The sequence below is a fragment of the Cypionkella sp. PAMC25878 genome, from assembly GCF_058135695.1.
In genome coordinates, this window is the sequence record NZ_CM176871.1 from 1336794 (window position 1) to 1352343 (window position 15550).

Consider the following 15550-nt stretch of genomic DNA (forward strand, 5'->3'; position numbering starts at 1 on the left):
TGCTTTGTGTCGCTGATTGACCGATAGCCGCGAGTTGACCAAACTCAACCGCAACGGAGGGCCATCATGTTGATATTATCGCGCTTTATAGATCGAAGCACCGAGATGATCGGCAAGGCGGTCGGCTGGTTCATTCTGGCCGCCATCCTGCTCAGTGCCGGCAATGCGGTGGTGCGCAAGCTGTTCAACAGCTCATCCAACGCACTACTGGAAGCGCAATGGTATCTCTATGGCGCGGCGTTTCTGCTGGCGGCGGCCTACACTCTGCGGCAGAACGAACATATCCGCATCGACATTGTCTATGGTGCGCTGTCCCGGCGCGCGCAGCACTGGATTGATCTGCTGGGCCATCTGTTCTTCCTGATGCCGTTCGCAATCCTGATGGATGTATATTTCACCTCTTATGTGCTGCAATCCTATCATTCCGGCGAAACCTCAAACAACGCGGGCGGTCTGACCCTGTGGCCCGCCAAGGCCTTGCTGCTGATCGGGATGCTGCTGCTGACCCTGCAAGGCATCTCGGAAATCATCAAGAAAATCGCGGTGATGCGCGGCATCATCCCCGATCCGACCCCCTTCGTGTCCAGCCACGAAGCCGCAGCCAATGAGGGCGCGGAACTGGCCGAAAAACTCGCCGCCATCCAAGCCGAAGCCGATAAAACCGCCAAAGGGGACCGCACATGATGGAACTGATCGCGCAGAACATGGCGCCGATCATGTTCGTCTCGCTGGTGGTGTTTCTGCTGGCGGGCTACCCGGTGGCGTTCTCGCTCGCCGCCAATGGTCTTTTGTTCTTCGTCTTTGGCGTGTTTCTAGCTCCGATGTCGGAAGGCACCATCACGCTGGATTGGCCGCTGCTTTACGCGCTGCCCGAGCGATTTTGGGGGGTGATGCAGAATGAAACCCTGCTCGCCATCCCGTTCTTTACCTTCATGGGCATCGTGCTGGAACGCTCCGGCATGGCCGAGGATCTCTTGGAAACCATCGGCCAGTTGTTCGGCCCGGTGCGCGGCGGGCTTGCCTATGCGGTGATTATCGTCGGTGCATTGCTGGCCGCAACCACGGGCGTTGTCGCGGCATCCGTCATTGCTATGGGCTTGATTTCGCTGCCGATCATGCTGCGCTATGGCTATGATCGTCGGATGGCCAGTGGCGTGATTGCGGCCTCTGGCACCTTGGCACAGATCATTCCGCCCTCGCTGGTGCTGATCATTCTGGCCGACCAGCTCGGTCGCTCGGTCGGCGATATGTACAAGGGCGCGATGGTGCCGGGTCTGGTGCTGACCGGGCTGTATATGTCCTATGTGTTCCTCGTCAGCATGTTCCGCCCCAACTGGGTTCCGGCGCTGCCGAAAGAGGCCCGCACTTTGGGCAACGGTGTCATCTCACTGGTGGTGTCGCTGCTGATCGCGGGGGTGATGGGCTATCTGATCATCAAAGCCCTGCTGCCACTCTACGGCGAAGGCGCTGATATCATTGGGGCTTCCGTCGCTATCATCGCGATCTATGTCGCGGCCTTGCTGGATCGGGCGCTGAAGCTGAACCTGATGTCCAAACTGTGCTCGCAGGTGATCATCGTGCTGATCCCGCCGCTTGCGCTGATCTTTCTGGTGCTGGGCACGATCTATCTCGGCATCGCCACCCCGACCGAGGGCGGCGCTATGGGCGCGGTTGGCTCATTGTTCCTTGCAGGCATCAAAGGCCGCCTGAACCTGTCTGTCATCCAGCAGGCCCTTGCTTCCACCACCCGGTTGTCGTCTTTCGTGATGTTTATCCTGCTGGGCGCGCGGGTGTTCTCGCTGACCTTCTACGGCGTGCAAGGCCATCTCTGGGTGGAACATCTGCTGACGGCCATGCCCGGCGGCCAGTTGGGCTTCCTGATCGGCGTGTCTATCCTGGTGTTCCTGCTGGCGTTCTTCCTCGATTTCTTCGAGCTGGCCTTCATCCTTGTGCCGCTGCTGGCCCCGGTGGCCGAGAAGTTGGGGATTGATCTGATCTGGTTCGGTGTCATCCTCGGCGTCAACATGCAGACCTCGTTCATGCACCCGCCATTCGGTTTCTCGCTGTTCTACCTGCGATCCGTGGCGCCAAAAGAGCCGTTTATCGACAAAGTGACCGGCAAGTTGACCGCTCCCGTCAAAACCAGCCAGATCTATTGGGGGGCGGTGCCGTTCGTGATCATCCAAGTGGTGATGATCGGGCTGGTGATCAGCTTCCCGCAGATGGTGATGCATTACAAAGGTGCCGTGGTGGACACTTCGCATGTCACCTTCACCGCGCCAAACTCGGGTCTTGGTGGGTTGGGGGGCCTGGGCGGCCTAGATGGCGGCTTAGGCGGTGGTTTGGGTGGCACCGCCACACCACCTGCACCGGCAACGCCCGCGCCAACAACGCCAGCACCTTTGGGCAATGATCTGTTGTCGCAGCCACCCAGCTTCGGCACCACGAAACCCGCGCCCCCCGCGCCGTGATACCCAGTTGAGCGCATGAAAAAGCCCCCGCCGATCACTCGGCGGGGGCTTTCGTTTGGCGTCTGACTTACAGCTTGCCGTCGCGCTGCTGGATCATCATGAAGGTGTCGTAGTTATACTCCGCAACCTGCGTCCACTGATAATAGTCATTGCGGAACGCCTTGATCGACTCCCAGATCTTCTTGAACGGCGCGTTGGTGGCTTCCATCTCGGCATAAACCTCATTCGCAGCGGTGAACGAGGCTTGCAGGATTTCCGGGCTGAACGGCCGCAACTGCACGCCCTGACCGACCAGAGATTTGATCGCCGTCGGGTTCTTGTAGTCGTACTTCTGCAACATATCGGCGTCGGCCGCACGGCAAGCGGTGCGCAGCAGCGATTGATAGGTCGGGGTCAGCGCTTCGTATTGCGCCTTGTTGAAGAAGAAGTGAACCGTCGGCCCACCTTCCCACCAGCCCGGATAGTAATAGAACGGCGCGACCTTGAAGAAGCCAAGCTTTTCGTCGTCATAGGGGCCAACCCATTCCGCCGCATCAATCGTGCCCTTTTCCAGCGCCGGATAAATATCACCGCCCGGAATTTGCTGCGGCACGACGCCGAGCTTGGTCAGCACCTTGCCGGCAAAGCCCCCGACGCGGAATTTCAAGCCCTGAAGATCGGCCAGAGTGTTGATTTCCTTGCGGAACCAACCGCCCATCTGCACCCCAGTATTGCCGCCCGGCAGGCCGAAAATGCCCTTGGTGGCGAGGAATTCGTTATACAGATCAATGCCGCCGCCGTGATAATGCCACGCATTGATCCCGCGTGCCGACAGCGAGAACGGCACCGCCGCCGCCAGCGCAAAGGTCGGGTCCTGCCCGAAATTATAATAGCCAACGGTATGACAAGCCTCGACGGTCCCCGCGCTCACCGCATCCGCCGCAGGCGCGCCACCGGGCACCAGCTCCCCCGCCGCAAACACCTGAATCTGGAAATTGCCATCGGTGGCTTCCGACAGCATCTTTGCGAGAACCTCAGCCCCGCCATAAATCGTGTCCAGCGATTTCGGGAACGACGAGGTCATCCGCCACGTCACCTTCGGGGACGACTGCGCAATCATCGGCGAGGCCAGCATCGCGGCCCCCGCAGCACCGACACCCCCGATAGAAGCTTTTGTCAAAAACGAACGACGATCCATGCAATCCTCCTGTTGATGCAATAGCGAACTCCGGCGCGGCCGTTCTGCCCGTGCCGACACATCGAAAGACTACACGCTCCGGTGGTTCTGTCTATGCGGTTAGAACGTGTTCTGCGCATTCAAGTGGGAAATCTCCGCGTGTTTTCCGCGTGATGCGGCTTAACGTAACGGCAAGTCGCGATCCGGGTCGCTGGCTGTATATGGGCTTTAGGGAAGCCCGCACGCTTGCGCAAAGTCATCGGTCAGTCTGGCCTGCTGCACCCAACTTAAAGATAAACCTGCCCCCAGCGGTTCAACAACTGCCCTTGTAAACGATGCGCCCGCTTGACCCAAGCCTTATCCCCCTCGGGCGATTCGCGGTTCCATACCGGCACCGCCGCGCGACGCGGCAGATCGGCGGTGAAGATCGCAAAGGCCAGCGACCGCCCCCCCGGCGCATCGACATAGCCCGACAGGTTTGAGACGAAATTCATCGTGCCACTTTTCGCCGAAACCCGCGCCAGCTTGCCGGGCTTGCCAGCTTTCGCCGCAGGCTTGCCATCCGCACTAGGCAGATCGGCAGTTTTCAGCAGATCATGCAGCAGCGACAACCGCTTATCCTGCCGCGTCTTGATCATCACCTGCACCATCTCCGCCGGGCTGATCCGGGTTTTGGGCCCCAGCCCGGAGTGATCGCCAAACACCGCTTGCACGCCAAACCGCCGCCGCGCCCAAGCGGTCATAACCGCCGCCGACCCCTCCAGAGTGCCCGCGCCCGAGGCCGCCAGTCCCACCGCCTCTGCCGTCAGATTGGTCGAGAATTTCAGCATCTTGCGCAGCAGATCCGGCAAAGCCTCGGACTCGTGCCGCACTATCTCTGCTGCCGCAGGCAAAGCGTACACCACCTCGGCCTCAGGCAGCTTGATCCCCTGCGCCGCACACAGGGTCTGGAACACCTCAGCCACATAGGTCGCCGCATGGCGCACCGGCAGCCAGCGCGAGCCCTCGCGCCCCAAAGCCCCGCGCGCCACTGACCAGTTGTCGCGCGCCGCCCCCGCTTCATAGGCAAACACCGGGACGTCCCGATCCACGACTTGCACGCTTGCCATCGTAACGGCTGGCACAAACCGCGCGCCCTCCGCGTTCATCGCCAGAGAATACCCGTCATTCACCGCTTTCCAGACGAAATTCACCCGATTGAAATTCAGCATCAGCCCCGAAATCGCTGGATTATAGCCGACGAAATCCGGCTGATCCGGCGCAATCTCGGCCCTTTCCGGCAAAGCTCCCGCGTAGGCCACGAACTTCCCCGTCACCTCGCGCAGCCCCGAGGCCGCCAGCGCCGCCACCAGATCGCCCATCTTGTCGGTGTCAAAGGTCGGATCACCGCCGCCTGCCAAGATCAGATCGCCGTCGAGCCGACCGTTCACCACCGCCCCCACCCGCATCACCCGCGTCACGAAGCGATGCTCGACCCCCAGTTTTTCCAGCGCAAAGGCGGTGGTCACGGTTTTGGTGACACTGGCAGGCGGCATTTCCACCGCCTCACCCGCAGCCTCCAACACCCGACCCGAGGTCATATCAACCACGCAATACCCCACCGCCCCGGTCAGCTTGGCCGCCGCCACCAATGCCGCAGCGCCTTGATCCGCAGGCTTGACCAACGCGCTCGGACTTGGCCGCGCGCGGGGCCGCAGCGACAGGGCAGGCGCTTCCGCCCACGCAGGCAGCGCAGCCCCCGCCAGCAGCCCGCCCAACACCCATCTGCGCCCAACCTGCATCACGATTCCTTTGGTCATCCCGTCGTACAAATATCCCGCGCGCAGGCCGTGATGCAATCGTGAGCAGGGCCAGATAGCCTCCGCCCGCCGCAGATCACGGCAAATTCACCGCTTCCACTCGCCCCGCGCCCGGATCGCACTGGAAGACGCGCCATTCATCGGGATGTTCACAAAACACCATGCCGGAGCCCTGCGCCCGCGCAAATTCTCGCCCCGATCGACCTGATTGACCCGAAACGCCCGCGCGGCAACAGAGGTCCGCGCCGCCACTCCAGACCCCGGCCGCGCCAAAACTCCAACAGGCACGCTGCGCAGAATATCCCGCCAGCGGTTCCAGCGGTGAAATTGCACCAGATTATCCGCTCCCATCAGCCAGACGAAATGCACGCCGGGATAGATCGCCCGCAACTTGCGCAAAGTGTCCGCCGTGGCCCGCGTGCCCAACCGCGCCTCCAGATCGGTAATCACCACGCGCGGATCGGGCATCACCGCCCGCGCCCGCGCCAGCCGTTCCACCATCGGTGCAGGCTGGCGCGCCTTCAGCGGATTGCCGGGGCTGACCAGCCACCACACCCGATCTAAGCTCATCCGCTTGATCGCTTCCCGCGTGATATGCACATGCCCCTCATGCGCCGGATCAAACGATCCGCCCAAAAGGCCGATGACCATGCCTTTGGTCGCAATGGGAAACCCTGTTCTCATGCCGCCATGTTTCTCTGAAGCCTTGCAGCTTTACAATCGCTTCCCGCATGCCAAGCCCAGACTGTGCCCGATCTGCGCCAGCCCCTCTTGACCGCATAAACTACTTGACTAAAGTCAGGCAAAATATCTGACCGGAGCCAAACATGCTCGACGCCATCGCCCGCCTGCGCCGCTTTAACCGCGCCGTCACCCGTGAGGTCGGCGCGCTTGACCATTCCTACCTAGGCCGGGGTCGCCCGCTTGGTGCCGCCCGCGTGCTGCAACTGATCACCCCGCAAGGCACTGACATCGCCGACATTCGCACCAAACTGGCGCTCGACTCCGGTCTGCTCAGCCGCCTGCTGCGCGCGCTCGAAGCCGAAGCCCTGATCCAGCTTGCTACCGATCCCATTGATCGCCGCCGCCGCACTGCGCAACTCACCCCGGCAGGCCAAACCGAAATGGCTGCCTATGAGGCCATCGGTTACGCCCGCGCCGCCGAAACCCTTGCACGCGCAGGCAAGCACCCCCAAGCCCTGATCGACGCGATGGACCTGATCGCCACCACCCTGCTGGGCGACCAGATCGAGATCCGCGACACCGACGCCAGTGATCCTGCTGCCATCGCCTGCCTCGACGCCTATTACCAGCTGCTGACCGAGAAAATCCCCAGCCTCAGCCGCGATATGCTGACCCTGCCGCTGACCGATCCCGAGGCTTACCGCCCACCCCACGGCGGCTTCCTGATCGCATGGAGTGACGATCTGCCGATCGGCACCGTCTCGCTCCGCCCTCTCGACAAAACCACTGCCGAGGTCAAACGCCTCTGGGTCGACCCTTCCGCCCGTGGCCAAGGCCTCGCCCGTCGCCTGATGCACACCGTTGAGTCCCGCGCGAAAACGCTTGGCTACAGCCAGTTGAAGCTCGACACCAACACGGCATTGACAGAGGCCATAGCGCTCTACCGCCGCGACGGCTGGCAAGATATTCCGGCCTATACCAGCTTTCCCGCCACACTCTGGCTGGGCAAAACCCTGTAGGCACCTCAGCGGGACGGCGCGCCCAGTTTGCGTTGCGCCCAGTCTGCGTTGCGCCCAGTCTGCGTTGCGGCCGATGGGTGCACGCCCGATCAGAGCGCCTGCCACAGAACATCACGCTGCGGGTTGGTGAGCAGACCGCCCAACGCGCGCTGCTGCGCCAGAAACCGCGCGACCACCAGCGCCGCACGCAGGTCGGCAGCGCTGTCTTGCGTCAACATGCGCTTGGCCCAAGCCCGCAGGTTTGGCAGTCCGGTCAGAAAATGCGTGTCACACCGCGCATCAAAAACCTGCAACCGCCAGAGCAACACTGCGCCATCGCGATCCCCCAGCGGCAACTCTGCGGTGGGCAGGCGCTCGATCTCTTGCAGCAACCCGCGCAACCGGAACGCCGCCATGTCGTAATGGCTTTGCAAGGTGATCAGCGCCAACCCAGCCAACGCGGCTGCGGCTTGGCGCGCCAGCACGCCCAAATCCGCTTCTGGCGGTGGAGATGGCGCACTGGGCAGGGGGAAGCTGAAAACCGGATAGGTCATTGGGCTCATCTCTGTGAAACAGCCGCTTTTACACGACTCACGCTATCGTGTTTATTCTGCATCTTTGCCGCCCAAAGCGGAATTCCAAACTGAGTAGGTTTGAGAGAACAGCCATCCCGCAATCCGCCCGCAACAGAGAAGATATCCATCGCCGCACAGCAATCGGGTCAAATTAACCACAGGGCAGGGGCATACGCCCACCAAGCATAAACGCTGGTCCACCATGCCGGGCCGCGTCACCATCGGTCGCGAAGACGTCCGCGCCCATGCCGAGATCGCGCAAGCCAAGCCCAACACGAGGCCAATCTGGCCCATTGAAGCAGGTGTAGGGTCGCAAATGCTCTTGGCTTTGATAAAATCACGCTTTTTTCGCAGGGCAAGCATCGCCGAATAAGTCGCAGATGTCACTTATGACACCTTGTGCGCCCAAGCCTTGCCCTGTTTCATCCCACAACCGCTTGCCTCCCCGTTAGCTGTTGGAGTGAAGATGAAACTGTTCCCAGAAGATCCCGTGTTTGAGATTGGCGAGGTTGGCTTTGACGACACAGACGCGCAGGGCAGAAAGTTTGATTTTCTTGACAGAAAGCCACTGGGGCAAAAACTCACGAATCTTGTGGACCGGATCAACCAACCTTTAGTGATCGCCTTGGATGGCGGCTGGGGCAGCGGCAAATCACATTTTCTAAAACTGTGGACAGGCGCACATTCCAAGGAACTCGAGGGCAAAGCCGAAGTCATCTACTTCGATGCCTTCGAGCATGATTTTTTAGACGACCCTTTGGTCAGTCTCGTCAGTCGCTTAACTTCGGACAATGCCGAGAAAACTTGGGGGGCAAAGGCTGTTGGCGCGGTCAAGAAAGCAGCCTTCCCATTGGCGAAACTAGCCTCTCGCGTGGCACTGGCCGCCGTCACTTATGGCGCTACAGAAGCTGCGAGTGCGATTGGCGACGCTATGATTTCAAAGGTTGGTGACGCTGGCGATGGCGCCATTGAGCGGTTCTGGAAGGCAGAAGCTGGGCGCATAGATGCGATGCAGGGCTTTAGAGATGCGCTTACTGCTCTGACCGAACGCGCAAAGGAAGGCGACAACCCGCGAAAGATCGTCTTCATCGTCGATGAGTTAGACCGCTGCCGCCCCGACTATGCCCTGTCACTTCTGGAGATCATCAAACACTTCTTCGCGGTACCGAACGTGCATTTTGTACTTGGGGTCAACCTTGAAGCTTTGGAAAACTCGGTGAAGGCCCGCTACGTGGTGGGTATCAATGCCGCCGTGTATTTGCAAAAATTCATCCGTGTTCGCCTATCCCTGCCACGGGCGATAGGAACCAACATTGCCGCCCGAAATGAGCTGGTTTGCTTTGACTTCTACGCGCATGACATGGGTTTGGCGCAAGATTTCCAACAGACTTTCAAGTCTGTGTTATGGCCGATCAGTCTTTCAAGAAATGTCAGCATTCGCGATGTTCAGCAAATGCTGACACATCTTGCTTTGCTCGCGTCCAGTTTTGGTGGCATTTACGCTCCCGTTCAGACCGTGATTTATACAAGTCTGATCTGTAAAGTTCTCGCACCAGACTTCTATCCCCACCTGCGTGATGGCACGGCAACCTTTGACCAGTTTTGTCGGTTTTTTCACCTCGCAACGCCACTTTTGGGAAATCAGGCGCGCGAACAGAGCAACGTGCGACAGGCTTGGGAGTACTTATTGGGCGCACCTCCATCAATAAGTGCCGATAAATTTGGTGAAGATTGGTTCGGCCCCCTTAACATTCGTGACCGACGCGACTGGCTGTGCAGTACGATCCGCGATCATCTGGAAACCTTTTCTGTGCCAGCAATAGGTCCCTCATAACCCCCACGTTGCTCTTGCCCCCAACAATCGCTACATACCGCGCCAACAGCGCAGAGCGACTTTGTCCAGGAGCACCCCAATGGCCTCGTATCAATATGTCTACCACATGGAAGGCGTCTCCAAGACCTATCCCGGTGGCAAGAAGTGCTTTGAGAATATCCACCTGAACTTCCTGCCCGGCGTGAAAATCGGTGTGGTTGGCGTCAACGGCTCGGGTAAATCGACCCTATTGAAGATCATGGCCGGCATGGACACCGACTTTAAGGGTGAGGCTTGGGCCGCCAAGGGCGCAAAAGTCGGCTATCTGGCGCAGGAACCCTATCTCGATCCGTCCTTGGACGTGAAAGGCAACGTCATGCTCGGCGTGGCGAAACAAACCGCCATTCTGGAACGTTACAACGAACTGGCGATGAACTACTCGGACGAGACCGCCGACGAGATGGCCGCCCTGCAAGACGAGATCGACGCGGGCAACCTGTGGGAGCTGGAAGCGTCCGTCGGTGTCGCGATGGACGCCCTGCGCTGCCCGCCCGATGACGCCGATGTGGAATCGCTGTCTGGCGGGGAACGCCGCCGCGTGGCTCTGTGCAAACTGCTGCTTGAAGCCCCCGACATGCTTCTGCTCGACGAGCCGACCAACCACTTGGACGCTGAATCCATCGCGTGGCTGCAAAAACACCTGATCGCCTACCGCGGCACCATCTTGATCGTCACCCATGACCGTTACTTCCTCGACGACATCACCTCTTGGATCCTCGAACTCGATCGTGGCCGCGGCATCCCCTACGAGGGCAACTACTCGGCTTGGCTCGATCAAAAAGCCAAACGGATGAGCCAAGAGGCGCGCGAGGATAAATCCAAGCAGAAAGCCTTGGAAAAAGAACTCGAATGGATCCGCTCGGGTGCCAAAGCCCGTCAATCCAAAGGCAAAGCCCGTTTGGCCCGCTATAACGAGATGGCAGGCCAAACCGTGCTGGAACGCGCGTCGTCGGCGCAGATCATCATCCCGAACGGCGAACGTCTGGGCAGCAAGGTGATCGAAGTCACCGGCCTGAAGAAACACATGGGCGACAAGCTGCTGATCGAGGATCTGACCTTCACCGTGCCACCGGGTGCCATCGTCGGCGTGATCGGCCCGAACGGTGCCGGTAAATCGACGCTGTTCCGCATGCTGTCGGGCCAAGAACAGCCCGATGAAGGCAGCATCGTTCTGGGTAACACCGTGCAACTCAGCTACGTCGACCAATCCCGCGACGCGTTGGACCCCAACAAAAACGTCTGGGAAGAAATCTCCGGCGGCTCGGAGGTCATCCAACTCGGCGATATGTCGATGAATTCCCGCGTCTACACCGGCGCTTTCAACTTCAAAGGCACCGACCAGCAGAAGAAGGTTGGCCTGCTGTCGGGCGGTGAGCGGAACCGCGTCCACATGGCGAAACTCTTGCGCTCGGGCGGTAACGTGCTGCTGCTCGACGAGCCGACCAACGATTTGGACGTCGAAACCCTGCAAGCCCTTGAATCCGCGATTGAAGACTTCGCCGGCTGCGCCATCATCATCAGCCACGACCGCTTCTTTCTCGACCGCCTCTGCACCCATATGCTGGCGTTTGAGGGCGACGCCCATGTCGAATGGTTCGAGGGCAACTTCCAAGCCTACGAAGAAGACAAAGTGCGGCGTCTGGGGCCAGATGCGCTGGAGCCGAAACGCGCGAAGTACAAGCGGTTCAGCCGTTAATCGGTAGGGTGGGTGGTTCCGCGCCGCTTTGTGCGGGTTCACCCACCGTACCCCGACGGTCATAAGGGTGAGTGAACCCAAAGATTTGGCGCGCCAAATCCATGGAATCACCCACCCTACGCCGTCCTCTACATCCGCCCGGTCAGAACCAAGATCAGCACGATAATTGCCACCACGCCAATCACGCCGACGCCGCCGTGGCCATAGCCATAGCCGTAACCGCCGAAACGGCCGCTAAAGCCGCCGAGCAGGAAGATCACCAGAATGATCAGCAGAATGGTTCCAAGCGACATCGGATAACTCCATGATAAAGGGCCAGATCGGGCACAATCGCCAGATCGGGTGCGGGTCAGCCGGAACGGCAAACCCGCGAAATTCTTTGGCTTACTTGCCCTTGATCACATCGCGCACGGTGTCTTTGGCGCTGCCGACGGCGTTCTGCACCCGGCCTTCCACTTGATCGGCCTTACCTTCGGCCTGCATCTTGGCATCGCCGATCACCGAGCCAACCGCCGCTTTCGCCTTGCCCTTAACCACTTTGGCCGAGCCTACAATCCGGTCTTTGTCCATGATAATCTCCATTTACGCTTTGGGTTTGCACAAACGTCACCTTAGCCTGACCATCAGATCTCCCCTGATAAATCAAAGACTTCGGCACCGCTGTCCTGTGCAAGCTCAACGCGTGAAACCGCAAACGGTTCCCAAGGCCGCGCTCGCCGCAGCAAACCGCCCAATTCTGCAAACTTATCTCAAAGCCGCGCGACGACGGGAACCAAACCGCGCCCTCCGGGTTTCCCCAGCAGGTTCGACACCAAATATAAGGAGAACACCATGAAAGGCATCGTCGCTTATTTCCTCGGGATCCCGATTGTGATCATCATTCTGCTGTATCTGACGGGTGTTTTCTGATCGCCCCAAAGCGCAGAAACCGCTGCTCAAACAAGCGCGTTAAATCAAAGAGGCGAGGGATTTCCCTCGCCTCTTTGTCATTCAGAGCAAGGCTCAGATCATTCCTTGATCACATGCCATTTGCCGCCCATGCCGTCGCCCTTGGCATCGCCTTTGGCTTTATCCTCCACGAAATAATACACGGGCTTGCCGTCATAGGCCCATTGCTTGGTGCCATCGGTACGATCCACCAGCGTCCAGCCCTCGGTCATTTTGTCGGTCGCCGCACCCAGATAGGGCGGCCATTTCACAGCGCAATCGTCGTAGCAGGCTGAAACCCCGCCCGCATCCTTGTCGAAAGTATACAGAGTCATGCCCTTGGCATCGGCCAGCATCCCCGCCGCTTGTGCGGCAAGGCTGGAAGCCAAAATGAAAGCCGCACTCAACGCGGTCAGGTGTTTGCTATATTGCATCACAGATCTCCTTGCGGTCGGACGTTCCGCAGCAACGTCGCAGGATCAACCAAAGCCGCAGCGGCCCGGTCCTGCGAGACTGCAGGGGTGGCGCACCACGACCCTGCAGGGCCACCATAGCACAAGGCAGGTGCCGCATGATCAGCCTTTGGTCTGATGATCGGCCCTGCTCGCGCAAGCGTGAAGGCTGGGCTATTCTGCCGGAAGCACCCGTGGCTTGCCGTCCTCATCAATGGCGACAAAGGTGAACAGCCCATGCGTGACCTTCTCACGCCGCTCTTGCCGGTTGCGCAGCACCCAAGCCTCAATCTGCAAGCCCATCGAGGTCCGCCCGACCCGCGCAATGCTGACATAGATGCAGAGCACGTCGCCGACCTTCACCGGACGGATGAACTGCATCGCATCAATCGCCACCGTCGCCACCCGGCCCTGTGCGCGGGCCGAAGCCACAATCCCTGCCGCCATATCCATCTGTGACAGCACCCAGCCGCCGAAAATATCGCCGTTGTTGTTGACATCGCGCGGCATGGTCAGCGTGCGCAGGGTCAACGCTCCGGTGGGTTGCTCGGGGTCTGGCGATTGCGGCATGTCCTATCCTGTGTGGGAGGTGAAGGATTAAAAAACGGTTAACGCAGCAGGGTCAACATATTGTTTTTAAAGGGTTCTAAAAGGTCCCGGGTTGGGACCTCAGTTCAACATCCCACCATCGGAATCGTCTCCTGTTTCTTCCAGCAAACGATCCAGATTGGGCACGACCACATGCCGTTTCCCCTCCAGCACGATCACCCCCTCGCGTTTCAAGGTCGAGATCTGGCGGCTGACCGTCTCCAATGTCAGCCCTAGATAATCCGCCATCTCCTCACGGGTCAGCGGCAAATCAAACCGCACGCCACCCTTCGTCGCCTGCTTCAAAGACGCATTCCGTCGCGCAATGATCGTGAGCAGCGAGGCAATCTTCTCCCGCGCCGTCTTGCGGCCCAACAGCAGCATCCATTCCCGGGCTGCATCCAACTCATCCAGCGTCATTTCCAGCAACCGCTGCGCGATATGTGGGGTCGAGCCCATCAATTCCTCAAACGGCTTCTTGCGAAAACAACACATCACCAGATCGGTGGTCGCGGTCACATCATAAGCCGCCGTCGCCCGACCGGGCCGCCCGACGAAATCCGACGGCAGCAACAAGCCCACCATCTGCCGCCGCCCATCCTCCATCGTCTGGGTGAGGGTGGCGATGCCCGTGACCACAGAGGCCACAAACTCCATCCGATCCCCCGACCAGATCACCGGTTGCCCAGCCTGAAAGCTGCGATAATATTTGATCGCTTCCAACTGATGCAGTTCATCCGTCTCACAGCGCGCGCAAACCGCCCGGTGTCGGATCGGACAGTCGCCGCAATTCAGATCGGCGATTTTTGGGTCGTGATGCGACATATCCGGCCTTTCGGTTGATGGGTTCGGGTCGATTGATCTGGGTCAAGGCATCCGAGCGCCCTCGCTGCCAAACTACCCGCATGACAGTCCATTCGCAACTGATGCAGCTCGGTCTCTTTGACGCGCGCGTGCCCCGCTATACCAGCTACCCGACAGCACCGCAGTTTAGCGGCGCGGTAGGAACTGCCGATTTTGCAGCATGGATTCGCGCCATCCCAGACCATACAGAGATTTCGCTGTATGTACACGTGCCATTCTGCCGTCGGTTGTGCTGGTTCTGCGCCTGCCGCACCCAAGGCACGGTGTCGGATGATCCCGTGCGCGCCTACGCCAAAGTGCTGAAAGCCGAGATTGAGCTGCTGCGCAGCCATCTCGCCCCCGGCATCCGGCTGGCGAAACTACACTGGGGCGGCGGCACCCCCACCATGCTGGCCCCCGATCTGATCCACGAGCTCGCCGCGCAGATTTTCGACGTGGTGCCAATGGCCGAGGGCGGCACCTTCTCGGTTGAGATTGATCCGACAGAGATCGACGCCCCGCGTCTTGACGCTCTGGTTGCCGCAGGCATGAACCGCGCCTCGATCGGGGTGCAAGATTTTGATCCGCAAATCCAAACCGCGATTGGTCGCATGCAGCCCTATGAGACAACGCTCGCTGTCGCCGAGATGATCCGCACCCGTGGCGTGACCAGCCTCAACGCCGATATCCTCTACGGCCTGCCGCATCAAACCCCGGCCCGCATCGCCGATTCCGTGCAAAAACTGCTGGCTTTGTCGCCCGACCGTGTGGCGCTATACGGCTACGCGCATGTGCCGTGGGTGAGCCGCCGCCAGCAGATGATTCCCACTGATGCTCTGCCGACCCCCGAAGAACGGCTGGAGCTGTTTGAAACCGCGCGGCGGTTGTTTCTGGCGGATGGTTACGCCGAAATCGGCATCGACCATTTCGCCAAACCCAGCGACAGCATGGCGCAGGCGGCCAAAGCGGGAAAACTGCGGCGGAATTTCCAAGGCTATACCGATGATACCTCGCCGATCCTGATCGGGCTTGGGGCCTCGTCAATTTCCCGCTTCCCGCAAGGCTACGCGCAAAACGCCCCCGCCACCGCCGCCCATACCAAAGCCATCCGCGCAGGGCAGTTCTCAACCGAGCGCGGCCATGCTTTTGCCGGAGAAGACATCCTGCGCGGGCGGCTGATTGAGGCGCTGATGTGCGATTTCCACATCAACCGCGCCGAGATTCTGCGCGATTTTTCAGTGACGCCTGAGCGGTTGGACACGCTGCTGACCAATGCCGCGCAGGCCTTCCCGCAGATGCTGGAGTTGGATGCAACCGGCCTTTCGATCCCAGAGCCCAGCCGCCCTTTGACCCGCATGGTGGCGCGGATGTTCGACGCTTACGACCAAAGCAAGGCGAAGCACTCGGCGGCGGTGTGAGTTGTCCCATTCACCACGCCGCCCCGGCCTTGAGCCGGGGCCTCGGAGTTTGATCAAGAGGCGTCGGCTC

General features: G+C 60.0%; 15 protein-coding genes. 6 read left to right on the forward strand and 9 right to left on the reverse strand.

From position 1 onward, the window contains the following. Positions 1 to 66 precede the first annotated feature (66 nt). Positions 67 to 684 carry a TRAP transporter small permease subunit gene (locus tag ACS5RD_RS06280; protein ID WP_489930466.1) on the forward strand — a complete coding sequence of 206 codons (618 nt, stop codon included), beginning with the start codon at positions 67 to 69 and terminating at the stop codon, positions 682 to 684. Beyond that, a complete protein-coding gene (locus ACS5RD_RS06285; RefSeq protein WP_489930467.1) occupies positions 681 to 2471 on the forward strand; it encodes a TRAP transporter large permease in 1791 nt (596 codons plus the stop codon). Before ACS5RD_RS06280 ends, ACS5RD_RS06285 begins: the two co-directional genes overlap by 4 nt. A 67-nt stretch (positions 2472 to 2538) precedes the next feature. Here ACS5RD_RS06285 and ACS5RD_RS06290 read toward each other — a convergent pair whose 3' ends face one another. The 3 genes from ACS5RD_RS06290 to ACS5RD_RS06300 all read right to left on the reverse strand — a co-directional run bounded on the left by ACS5RD_RS06290 (position 2539) and on the right by ACS5RD_RS06300 (position 6110). Continuing rightward, positions 2539 to 3669 (reverse strand): TRAP transporter substrate-binding protein, encoded by a 1131-nt coding sequence (locus tag ACS5RD_RS06290; protein WP_268871775.1) that lies wholly within the window; start codon positions 3667 to 3669, stop codon positions 2539 to 2541. Positions 3670 to 3914: 245 nt separating this feature from the next. Next, positions 3915 to 5426, reverse strand: a complete 1512-nt coding sequence (gene dacB, locus ACS5RD_RS06295; protein WP_489930468.1) for a D-alanyl-D-alanine carboxypeptidase/D-alanyl-D-alanine endopeptidase — start codon at positions 5424 to 5426, stop codon at positions 3915 to 3917. Between the two features lie 87 nt (positions 5427 to 5513). Continuing rightward, positions 5514 to 6110: a nicotinate-nucleotide adenylyltransferase gene (locus ACS5RD_RS06300; RefSeq protein ID WP_489930469.1), complete on the reverse strand. Its 597-nt coding sequence runs from the start codon at positions 6108 to 6110 to the stop codon at positions 5514 to 5516. A 143-nt stretch (positions 6111 to 6253) separates the two neighbouring features. On the opposite strand from ACS5RD_RS06300, the gene ACS5RD_RS06305 reads away from it, so the two are divergent. Continuing rightward, positions 6254 to 7129 carry a bifunctional helix-turn-helix transcriptional regulator/GNAT family N-acetyltransferase gene (locus ACS5RD_RS06305; RefSeq protein ID WP_489930470.1) on the forward strand — a complete coding sequence of 292 codons (876 nt, stop codon included), beginning with the start codon at positions 6254 to 6256 and terminating at the stop codon, positions 7127 to 7129. Between the two features lie 89 nt (positions 7130 to 7218). On the opposite strand, the gene ACS5RD_RS06310 is transcribed toward ACS5RD_RS06305, so the two are convergent. Continuing rightward, complete coding sequence (locus tag ACS5RD_RS06310; RefSeq protein ID WP_489930471.1) at positions 7219 to 7662, reverse strand: hypothetical protein; 444 nt, start codon at positions 7660 to 7662, stop codon at positions 7219 to 7221. A 487-nt stretch (positions 7663 to 8149) separates the two neighbouring features. On the opposite strand from ACS5RD_RS06310, the gene ACS5RD_RS06315 reads away from it, so the two are divergent. Next, positions 8150 to 9517: a KAP family P-loop NTPase fold protein gene (locus ACS5RD_RS06315; RefSeq protein WP_489930472.1), complete on the forward strand. Its 1368-nt coding sequence runs from the start codon at positions 8150 to 8152 to the stop codon at positions 9515 to 9517. Between the two features lie 79 nt (positions 9518 to 9596). Next, complete coding sequence (ettA, locus tag ACS5RD_RS06320) at positions 9597 to 11252, forward strand: energy-dependent translational throttle protein EttA (RefSeq protein ID WP_054005223.1); 1656 nt, start codon at positions 9597 to 9599, stop codon at positions 11250 to 11252. A 128-nt stretch (positions 11253 to 11380) separates the two neighbouring features. On the opposite strand, the gene ACS5RD_RS06325 is transcribed toward ettA, so the two are convergent. The 5 genes from ACS5RD_RS06325 to fnrL form a co-directional block, all read right to left on the reverse strand. After that, the gene (locus tag ACS5RD_RS06325; RefSeq protein ID WP_489930473.1) at positions 11381 to 11545 is read right to left on the reverse strand and encodes a DUF3309 family protein; all 165 of its coding nucleotides are present in this window, start codon (positions 11543 to 11545) and stop codon (positions 11381 to 11383) included. Between the two features lie 91 nt (positions 11546 to 11636). Continuing rightward, positions 11637 to 11822 (reverse strand): CsbD family protein, encoded by a 186-nt coding sequence (locus tag ACS5RD_RS06330; protein WP_054005266.1) that lies wholly within the window; start codon positions 11820 to 11822, stop codon positions 11637 to 11639. Between the two features lie 437 nt (positions 11823 to 12259). Then, the gene (locus ACS5RD_RS06335) at positions 12260 to 12613 is read right to left on the reverse strand and encodes a COG4315 family predicted lipoprotein (protein ID WP_054005222.1); all 354 of its coding nucleotides are present in this window, start codon (positions 12611 to 12613) and stop codon (positions 12260 to 12262) included. A 192-nt stretch (positions 12614 to 12805) separates the two neighbouring features. Continuing rightward, positions 12806 to 13201: an acyl-CoA thioesterase gene (locus tag ACS5RD_RS06340; RefSeq protein WP_054005221.1), complete on the reverse strand. Its 396-nt coding sequence runs from the start codon at positions 13199 to 13201 to the stop codon at positions 12806 to 12808. Between the two features lie 99 nt (positions 13202 to 13300). Next, complete coding sequence (gene fnrL, locus ACS5RD_RS06345) at positions 13301 to 14044, reverse strand: transcriptional regulator FnrL (protein ID WP_489930474.1); 744 nt, start codon at positions 14042 to 14044, stop codon at positions 13301 to 13303. Between the two features lie 80 nt (positions 14045 to 14124). Here fnrL and hemN point away from each other — a divergent pair, with 80 nt between their 5' ends. Continuing rightward, positions 14125 to 15480 (forward strand): oxygen-independent coproporphyrinogen III oxidase, encoded by a 1356-nt coding sequence (gene hemN / locus ACS5RD_RS06350; protein ID WP_489930475.1) that lies wholly within the window; start codon positions 14125 to 14127, stop codon positions 15478 to 15480. Positions 15481 to 15550 lie beyond the last annotated feature (70 nt).

Coding starts and splice junctions, on each gene's coding strand:
- ACS5RD_RS06280 (WP_489930466.1), top strand. CDS start 67: ATGTTGATATTATCGCGCTTTATAGATCGAAGCACCGAGATGATCGGC.
- ACS5RD_RS06285 (WP_489930467.1), top strand. CDS start 681: ATGATGGAACTGATCGCGCAGAACATGGCGCCGATCATGTTCGTCTCG.
- dacB (WP_489930468.1), bottom strand. CDS start 5,426: ATGACCAAAGGAATCGTGATGCAGGTTGGGCGCAGATGGGTGTTGGGC.
- ACS5RD_RS06300 (WP_489930469.1), bottom strand. CDS start 6,110: ATGAGAACAGGGTTTCCCATTGCGACCAAAGGCATGGTCATCGGCCTT.
- ACS5RD_RS06305 (WP_489930470.1), top strand. CDS start 6,254: ATGCTCGACGCCATCGCCCGCCTGCGCCGCTTTAACCGCGCCGTCACC.
- ACS5RD_RS06310 (WP_489930471.1), bottom strand. CDS start 7,662: ATGACCTATCCGGTTTTCAGCTTCCCCCTGCCCAGTGCGCCATCTCCA.
- ACS5RD_RS06315 (WP_489930472.1), top strand. CDS start 8,150: ATGAAACTGTTCCCAGAAGATCCCGTGTTTGAGATTGGCGAGGTTGGC.
- ettA (WP_054005223.1), top strand. CDS start 9,597: ATGGCCTCGTATCAATATGTCTACCACATGGAAGGCGTCTCCAAGACC.
- ACS5RD_RS06325 (WP_489930473.1), bottom strand. CDS start 11,545: ATGTCGCTTGGAACCATTCTGCTGATCATTCTGGTGATCTTCCTGCTC.
- ACS5RD_RS06330 (WP_054005266.1), bottom strand. CDS start 11,822: ATGGACAAAGACCGGATTGTAGGCTCGGCCAAAGTGGTTAAGGGCAAG.
- ACS5RD_RS06335 (WP_054005222.1), bottom strand. CDS start 12,613: ATGCAATATAGCAAACACCTGACCGCGTTGAGTGCGGCTTTCATTTTG.
- ACS5RD_RS06340 (WP_054005221.1), bottom strand. CDS start 13,201: ATGCCGCAATCGCCAGACCCCGAGCAACCCACCGGAGCGTTGACCCTG.
- fnrL (WP_489930474.1), bottom strand. CDS start 14,044: ATGTCGCATCACGACCCAAAAATCGCCGATCTGAATTGCGGCGACTGT.
- hemN (WP_489930475.1), top strand. CDS start 14,125: ATGACAGTCCATTCGCAACTGATGCAGCTCGGTCTCTTTGACGCGCGC.